This is a genomic window from Desulfolutivibrio sp., from assembly GCF_036584575.1.
Classification (GTDB): domain Bacteria; phylum Desulfobacterota; class Desulfovibrionia; order Desulfovibrionales; family Desulfovibrionaceae; genus Desulfolutivibrio.
Genome location: NZ_JAZHDB010000028.1, coordinates 1 through 7,404 on the forward strand (window position 1 = coordinate 1; position 7,404 = coordinate 7,404).

6 protein-coding genes and 1 pseudogene are annotated in these 7,404 nt (G+C 58.4%); all 7 read right to left on the reverse strand.

Annotation, left to right across the window (positions count from 1 at the left end; translation table 11 throughout):
- A pseudogene (locus V3572_RS02165) lies at positions 1-752 on the reverse strand (hypothetical protein); the annotation flags it as partial.
- Positions 753-861: 109 nt separating this feature from the next.
- Positions 862-1,272 (reverse strand): cereblon family protein, encoded by a 411-nt coding sequence (locus tag V3572_RS02170; RefSeq protein ID WP_332109328.1) that lies wholly within the window; start codon positions 1,270-1,272, stop codon positions 862-864.
- Between the two features lie 409 nt (positions 1,273-1,681).
- Complete coding sequence (locus tag V3572_RS02175) at positions 1,682-2,077, reverse strand: TraR/DksA C4-type zinc finger protein (protein ID WP_332109329.1); 396 nt, start codon at positions 2,075-2,077, stop codon at positions 1,682-1,684.
- A gap of 256 nt (positions 2,078-2,333) precedes the next feature.
- The gene (locus V3572_RS02180) at positions 2,334-3,128 is read right to left on the reverse strand and encodes a DUF4198 domain-containing protein (RefSeq protein ID WP_332109330.1); all 795 of its coding nucleotides are present in this window, start codon (positions 3,126-3,128) and stop codon (positions 2,334-2,336) included.
- A gap of 87 nt (positions 3,129-3,215) precedes the next feature.
- Positions 3,216-3,539 carry a hypothetical protein gene (locus V3572_RS02185; RefSeq protein ID WP_332109331.1) on the reverse strand — a complete coding sequence of 108 codons (324 nt, stop codon included), beginning with the start codon at positions 3,537-3,539 and terminating at the stop codon, positions 3,216-3,218.
- A complete protein-coding gene (gene feoB / locus V3572_RS02190) occupies positions 3,536-6,028 on the reverse strand; it encodes a ferrous iron transport protein B (protein WP_332109332.1) in 2,493 nt (830 codons plus the stop codon). Before feoB ends, V3572_RS02185 begins: the two co-directional genes overlap by 4 nt.
- Positions 6,018-6,248 carry a FeoA family protein gene (locus V3572_RS02195; RefSeq protein ID WP_332109333.1) on the reverse strand — a complete coding sequence of 77 codons (231 nt, stop codon included), beginning with the start codon at positions 6,246-6,248 and terminating at the stop codon, positions 6,018-6,020. Before V3572_RS02195 ends, feoB begins: the two co-directional genes overlap by 11 nt.
- Between the last annotated feature and the right edge of the window lie 1,156 nt (positions 6,249-7,404).

Genomic DNA, 7,404 nt, shown 5'->3' on the forward strand with positions numbered 1-7,404 from the left:
CGGTCCTGGCGGGTCCAGGCGGCGGTGCGGTTTTTGGAGTCGGCCAGGTCGTTGAAGGCGGCTGAGTCGGGATCGGTGACGCAGACGGTGGATGCAGCCAATGCCAGGTATGGCAAGCGGATTCCGGCCTGGGAGGCCTTTGCCTGGGGCTCGTAGCCGAAGGCCAGGGGAAGCGGGAAAAGCCCGGCCGGGGTCTTGCCGTCGCCTTCTTTCTTGCGTGGCCCGCTGGAATGGGGTTCGGCCAGGCCGCGTCCCCAGGCCAGCCCGTTGCGGCCGACCATGCAGGGCGACGGATTACCCAGCCGTTTCCAAGGGGAGGAGAAGCTGTCACGCGAATAGAGAGAGACCTCGGCCCGGTTGGCGTTCCAGTCCGGGGCGACGACGAGGACAAGCTTTTTTACGGCGTCGAGCGGGGTTGCGTCATGAAGCGGCTGCGCCGGGGCAGACGACGGCGAGGCCGGGGATGTCTGGGCCGTGGGCACAGACACGGGCGCGTCGGTGGCTGCGGGAACAGGCGTTGCGTGTGTTCCGGCGGCTGGCGCCGGGGCCGGTTCGGCCACGGCCAGGGATTTGGGAGAGGGCAGCGGGGAGCCATCCAGGGCCTTTCCGCCGTGAACTTCCTCGGGCTGCACCACAGGGGTCGTGCCCGTTGCGACCTTGGAGGGTTCATCGCGCGAGACGTCCTCTGAACACCCCGACGCCCCGCACAAGACCGACAAAAAGACGAAAAAGATCAGGAACGCATGTGTCACAGGCGCATCTCCACGATTGCGTCGGGAATGAGACGTTTTTTTATGTTTCTACCCTTTTTTGGAATCATTGCAACACATTCCGTAACGCAGCCGGGCACTTGTCCTGCATTTACAGATGTCCGGCAGGCTCCACAATGACCCTGTCCAAAATGATGCCGAAAAAGGCGTCGTCGGAAACGGCGGAAAAACGCCAGCCCAGGTGTGTCCCGCATCCACGGCAGCAGGCCACGCGCCAGGCATGGCCCGGGAACCAGGTGAACTCCGTGCTTGGTGGTTCAAGGGCCAGACAGCCAGGGGCATGCCGGTACAGACCGAGGCGAAAGACCATTCCGGCGGGATTGCAAAAGACATGGCGGTGCGCGCCGCTCCGGGCCACGGCCATGTCGCGTGTGGTGATGCGCCGTCGGCACGCGGCGCACAGGATGAAAGGATCGTTCGCGTCTCTGACCTGCTGCGAGGCGCTCGAAAACACAACGCGGGACTTGTCGCGCGGCGGTGCGGCGTCATCGAGACGCACCACGGCTGCTCTTGGGAACGCGGCAAAACCGCGCTGAGGGGTATGGGGTGATCGCATGCGCCGTCCGAGGCAAAGAGTCCACCGGCGCGGGGTTTCCCGCGAGGCGTTGGGCCTTCTGGATAGCGGATTTCGGCTGCGGCGTCATCCGGGACTGTCGGTGGATCAAACGGCGGTGCTGATTCCGGACGCCATGGTCTCCGAACATGGGCGCGCGCGAAAACAGGTCCGGGCAACCATGGAGACAGAAGGGACACACGCGTGCTGTCGCTGTTGCGTCCTGCAACCGGACGCAAGGCACGGCCCGGGGTTGCCCATCCGGTTGCCGGGGGCGGCAGATCGTCACCGTCGTTCCTCCCGGGCGGCGGGCGGCGTGCGGCGCAACGTCCTGTTTCGCCTGTCCTGAGACGCGCAACTATTTATCGAACAGGTATTCCGAGGCTCCATAGGGCGTGGTCATGTGCATCCGCTCGTTTTCCATGGCGGACTTGCAATGTACGCACAGGGTGGCCGTGGGTTGGGCCGTAAGCCGGGCCACGCCGATGTCCTCGCCGCACTCGAAGCAGATGCCGTATTCGCCGAGCTCCACGCGCTCCAGGGCGTTGCGGATCTCGTCAATCAAGGCCCGGTCCCTCTGACTCATAATGAGCATCATGTTGCGGTCGGATTCGTGAGAGGCCCGGTCGGCCAGATCGGCGTGGCAGGCAGTTTCCTCGGCCAGGCTGTGCATGGTGACGTTGGATTTGGCCAAAATGTCGCGCATCATCTGCTTGAGCATTTCCGTGAACATCATGACCTGATGCTGTTCCATGGCGATCTCCTTTGGGAAAAAGGGACTTTCTGGACACAGGGCATAGGGACGATGCGCGCCGTGGCTGAGGCTTTCGACAGTGTCCGGCGCGACACTGATCCCTCTTCTTGGCTGTGGAGGATGCAATGGCAAGGTTGCCTTTGGGTGACGCCTGTCCGCCAATTGTGCGACTTCGAAAACATCCTGCCGGGATATCGCGGCGCCCGGCGACTCCCGCGCCGATCCCCGTGAGGTTTCGGCGCGGGAGAAGCGCAAACTACTTTTTGGGGTTGGTGGCCTGGATCCAGATCACGGCGTCCTGGGACAGATCCTTGTCCTGGAACTTCTTGTCCGGGCCGGTTCCGAGGGCGCAAATGCCCCACCATCCGGCAAACGGCGGCGTGAAGGTCAGCATGCCATTGGCGTCGGTCTTGTGGACCATGGTGATGAAATGGTCGGACGGGGCTTCGAGGTTGCCCTTTTTGGCGAAGGCGTTTTTCTTCATGTCCGGGGTGTAGTTCATGTATTCGATCTCCACCTCGGCGTCGGCCACGGGCTTGCCGTCGCCCAGAAGCACGGCCCGGAAGGTCATGCCCGGGTACAGGGCGTAGGGACGGTCAAGGGGCACCCACTCGGTCTTGAGCCCCGCAGGCTTGTCCCAATCGGTGGGCACGGCATCGCCGTTGGTGATGACCTTGGTGATCTGCTGGATGTAGGAATCCTCGTTTTTCTCGAAGTACGGCGCAGGCACCAACACGAACATGTAGTCGCCGCCGCGCGCGCTGAAGGTGGTTTCAAAGCCTTCGTCGCTGTTGGTGGCGCTGGTCCATTTGATGGGTTTGATGGTTCCCAGCAGGTCGGTTTTTTTCTCCTTGTTGATGACGAAGAATTCCTGGGGCTTGTCCATCTTCATCACATGCCCCGACTCGGCCGGATGCGAGAAGACGAGCTTGAATTCCAGCTTGCCCATCTTGTTCATTTCCGGGGTGTAGAGCATCTGGAAATGGGCGAAGGCCGGGACGGTCGTCGCCAGCAGGAAGGTGGCGGCCAACAGGGTGATCAAACGCTTCATCCGGTTCTCCTTGTGAGTTTGAATATGAAACCCATTTTCAAAATATGGGTACATGAGGACGCAGGGACGCATCTGCTCCGTAGCGCCCTACTGCACGATCTTGTCGCTGGGCACCGCCACCTCATGGCCTTCGCCGGCGGTGAACTTCACGGTGTATTTTCCTTCCGGCTTCTTGAAGGTGTACTGGCTGTTGGCGTCCATGGCGCCCTTGAGCACTTCCGCTCCCCCGGCATCCACGACCGTCACGGCGACACCGGCCGCAGATGAGCCGTCGGAAAATCCGCCTTCGCAGGTGACGGTGCCGTCGCCGTTGTCGAAGCAGTTGCACAGGGCCGTATGGGCCAGGGCCTGCGACAGGCCAAGGGCCAGGGTGAACAGGGCGGCGAAAAGAAAAATGCGAATGTGTTTCATGCCGGTTTCTCCTTCAAAATAGCGACCGGTTTGGGTTGAGGATTGTACAATCCCAGGATGATGGTGACCAATACGGCGAGTCCGTAGAAAGTCCACATGGCCTGCATTCCGGACAGCCCCAAAAGGCCTGCCCCGGTAAAGACCGCAGACGATACGGTGATGCCCAGGAACATGAGATAGCCGATGGAGAAAAGCATCCATTTGGTGGACTTGGTCTGGAGCTGGACCATGATGCTGGTGGCCAGGCACGGCGGATACAGGGCCATGAAAAGCATGAGCGCCAGGGCATGCAGCGGCGTGTATCCGGCCATCTCCGTCTTCAGGCGCTGGTCCAGGGAGGCGTCTTTCTCTCCGTCGCTGACGGTATACAGGGCCCCCAGGGTGGAAACCGTGCTTTCCTTGGCCGCGAAGGCGGCCAGAAGGGAGATGTTCACCTTGGTGTCGAATCCGGCATACTTGGTCACGGGCACGAGCATCTCGCCCAGCGCCCCCAGGAAACTGGCGTTGAGCTGCTCGTTTTTTATCTCCCGCCGGATGGTTTTGCGGTTGTTGTCCAGGGCCCGCATGGCCGTGCGGATGGCGGCGGCGTCCTTGTCGCCCGGTGCTGGTTTGAGAAGCGGCGCAAAAGCGGGTTCCTTGGCGGCATATTCGGCAGCCACCGCGTCGGCGGCGGATTGGTCCGAAAGCCCCATGGTGGCCTGCCGGTAGGCGTCGGAGAAAAGAACGTAGCGGTCCAGGTTCTCGCCAGCCAGAAGGCCCTGATAGGCGTTGTCCTTGCCGATCTTGGTCCGGAACTCCTCCGTGGCCTTGTTCCAACGCTCTCCATAGGCCGTCAGGCGCTCCTGGCTGAGTCCAGGAAACTGCAACAGGGCGAAGATGATGACCGACACGGCGGCCACGATGCTCACGATCTTCTTGACGAAAATCCAGGTCCGCTCAATGGACCGCCCCGCCACTACCTTGAGGGTAGGGAAATGGTAGGCGGGCATCTCCATGATGAACGGGGCCTGATCAAGCTTGCGCAGGACCGTAAGCGTCAGGACTTTGGCCACGGGCAGGGCCATAAAAAGCGTCACCGTGGAGATGAAAAACATGGCCAGGGTCCGGTCCTGTGGGAAAAACGCCGCCACAAGGACCACATAGAGCGGCACCTTGGCCAGGCAGTTCATCATGGGCACGATGAGGATGGTGGCCAGCCGGGCCCGTTCGTCGGGAATGCCCTTGGTGGCCATGACCCCGGGCACGCAGCACCCGCCCATATACACCCCGGCCAGGATCAGCGGCAGGGTGGACTGGCCGTGCAGGCCGAAGTTGCGGAAGAGCTTGTCCAGGATAAAGGCCATGCGCGGCATGTAGCCCGAGTCTTCGAGGACGGCGATGAGCGCGAAAAGGATCAGGAAGATGGGGATGTAGGTCAAAAGCGCGACCATGCTTTCCATGAACCATATGCCCAGGGACCGGAACAGGGGGTCTTCGATGACCCCGGGGGCGGGAAGCCACGACGAAAGCGTGGCCTTGAGGGCCAGCAACTGGTTCACCAGGGGCCCTGTCAACTGGTAGCCCACATCGATGGACAGGTAATATAAAAGGAAGATGACGCCTAAAAGGATGGCTGGCCCCAAAAACTTGTTGCAGACCACGGCGTCGATCCTGTCCGACAGGGCATAGCGGGAGTCCTTGGGCGAATCCACGCAGGCCGCAACGATCTCGCCCGCCATGGAATGGCGGCGATAGGCCATGTACGACTCGGGGATCTCCCCATTTTCCTTGCGGAATTCGGCGGACAGCCTGCGGACGACCTCCAAAATCTGATCGGCGTCCGTGGCATGTTCCCGAATGATGTGCAGCGCCCCGGCATCCTCTTCGAGCAGTTTGATGGCCAGCCAGCGCCGTGGCAAAAAGAAAAACGTCTCCCGGGGCAAAAGCTCCTCGATTTTCCCGATGGCATATTCCAATGGGCCGTAATCGATGCGAAAAGACGGAACAGCCTCGGCGGCGGCCATGCGCTTGATGGTCTGGGCCACCTCTTCCCGGCCCTGCCCTTTGCGGGCCGTGGCCATGACCACCGGAGCCCCGAGCTTCTCCGAAAGTCTGGCGACGTCGATGGTCATGCCCCGCTTCTCGGCCATGTCCATCATGTTCAGCACCACCAGGGTGGGAAGCTCGAGCTCAAGGATCTGGAAGGTCAAGGACAGGCTGCGGCGCAGGTTTGGCGCTTCGATGACGTTGACGGCCAAAACCGGGTGGTCGTGGATGAGAAAGTCCCTGGCCACGCGCTCTTCCAGGGAATAGGAGGACAGGCTGTAGGTGCCGGGCAGATCCACCAACTCGATCTTGGTTTCGTCCACGGCGAAAAAGCCGGATTTTTTTTCGACGGTCACGCCGGGATAGTTGGCGACATGCTGTCTGGCCCCGGTCAGCATGTTGAACACCGTGGACTTGCCGCAGTTGGGCTGCCCGGCCAACGCCACCAAGGCCTTACGCTTCATGCGACTCAACCTCCACCTCGTGGGCCTCGTTGCGGCGAATGCTTAAGAAATACCCGTCGATTTCCAGTTCCACCGGATCGCGTAGCGGCGCGTTGCGAAGCACTTTCACACGTACGCCGGGATAAAATCCGAGATCCATCAGCCTGCGGCACAAAACACCCCTGGCGCAAAGCCGTCTGACACGGCAGCGGCATCCGGGGCCAAGTTCACCGAGAGTCATGCTGTCTCCTTTGTTTGCGCATGGCGCCATGCGCGACAGCGCCAGGACGCGCGCCGCCCGGAAGGGGAAACGCCGCGCCCCTCGCCAGGGCAAAAGGGAACTTCCTTACGGCGGTGGATTTTCCGGGACCGGTCCTCGCGGTAGGCATCGCGATCCTTCTCTCCCGGCGAAAGACGGAAAACCATCACGTCCGGGCGCACGTCAAATTGAGAAAGAGAATCAAAATTGATGTCGGGTTTGTAAAAAAGGCTTCCGGCTTTGGCAAGCACTATTTTCGGAAAACCTTGCACACGGGGGGGGGATACTCGAATTCGAACGTTCGCATCGACCGGCAAGAGAGGGCATACCTGGGAATCCTCGGCCTACGGCTGCACGTACTGATAATTTAAAATTATGTACATTCAAACTGTTACTGCAAAATAAGTCAGACATTGTAGCACGTGATACGTTGAATATTGCATGTAATTTTGCGAAAATAATACAAAATAGGCCCACAGTACATACGATCACAACGACTCATAACAGGCAATATCCGTTGCTAAAAACAATCACTAAAGATGGAATATTCATTCTGATCAGGGAGGAATGAAGCGAAGACGGAAACGACTAGAGGAAAATACGCTTAAACGCGGTGTACGACTATCTTCATGAAGATCACGAAAGAAACAGAAAACTATGCACCCTGTTTACGATTCAAAACAAATAAGAAATTCAGATACACATATTTTAAAATACTCACAACATCCACCAATACGTAGCACAGCAACATGACAATTTAGGTTATTCTAAATTATTTATTGTGTTTCTAATAACCATAGCCCGAAAAAAATCTGACGTTACACAATGATGATTGTTGTCAGATTGATTATAGATGCTTAATAATTCTGTATTACTATCAATAAAAAATCGTGTGTGATCAATAAATTGTATTCCTACGGATTCAGATTTATATTTCAATATATTATTAAACCTTATTGATGTCTTCGTCCTATATGATGCTGACGGAAGCAATGCATGCAACTTCTTATACGTCAAAATTTTACTCTTTACATCGATTCCTTCTGTTAGAATTGTCAAAGTTCGAAGTGCGTATTGCCTACGACAGAGAAGACTTGGCAAATTAACACTGCAAACGACCAATTTTGTGTATTTTCTC

Excerpts from the sequence above, each read along its gene's own strand:
- V3572_RS02175 (WP_332109329.1), bottom strand. The coding sequence starts at position 2,077 with ATGGAACAGCATCAGGTCATGATGTTCACGGAAATGCTCAAGCAGATG.
- V3572_RS02185 (WP_332109331.1), bottom strand. The coding sequence starts at position 3,539 with ATGAAACACATTCGCATTTTTCTTTTCGCCGCCCTGTTCACCCTGGCC.
- V3572_RS02195 (WP_332109333.1), bottom strand. The coding sequence starts at position 6,248 with ATGACTCTCGGTGAACTTGGCCCCGGATGCCGCTGCCGTGTCAGACGG.
- feoB (WP_332109332.1), bottom strand. The coding sequence starts at position 6,028 with ATGAAGCGTAAGGCCTTGGTGGCGTTGGCCGGGCAGCCCAACTGCGGC.
- V3572_RS02180 (WP_332109330.1), bottom strand. The coding sequence starts at position 3,128 with ATGAAGCGTTTGATCACCCTGTTGGCCGCCACCTTCCTGCTGGCGACG.